This window comes from Streptomyces sp. SID5910 (genome assembly GCF_009862125.1).
Classification (GTDB): domain Bacteria; phylum Actinomycetota; class Actinomycetes; order Streptomycetales; family Streptomycetaceae; genus Streptomyces.
The window spans coordinates 1-311 of record NZ_WWHX01000249.1 but is presented as its reverse complement, the minus strand read 5'-3'; the positions used below and the strand labels follow the sequence as shown (position 1 = coordinate 311).

The following is a 311-nucleotide window of genomic DNA, read 5'->3' as shown; positions in this document are numbered from 1 at the left end:
GAGGTGGGCAAGCGCCTTGCCGACTGGGACGGTCGGTTGTCGGTGGCGGCGGTCAACGGTCCGTCGGTCGTGGTCGTGTCCGGTGACGCGGACGCGTTGGACGAGCTGCTGGCCGCCTGTGAGGCCGACGACGTCCGGGCCCGGCGTATCGCGGTGGACTACGCCTCGCACTGTGCGCACGTCGAGGCGATCGAGGACGTTCTCCTGAGCGACCTGGCGGGTATCGCCCCGCAGGCGTCGAGCGTGCCGTTCTACTCGACGGTGACCGGCAGTGTCCTGGACACCTCGTCTCTGGACGCGGGGTACTGGTA

The 311-nt window shown here is 69.5% G+C and carries 1 protein-coding gene; it reads left to right on the top strand.

Annotated features, from left to right (window positions below; genetic code table 11):
* Positions 1-311, top strand: a 311-nt coding sequence (locus GTW67_RS08740; RefSeq protein WP_161164237.1) for an acyltransferase domain-containing protein, incomplete at both ends; no start/stop codon positions are given.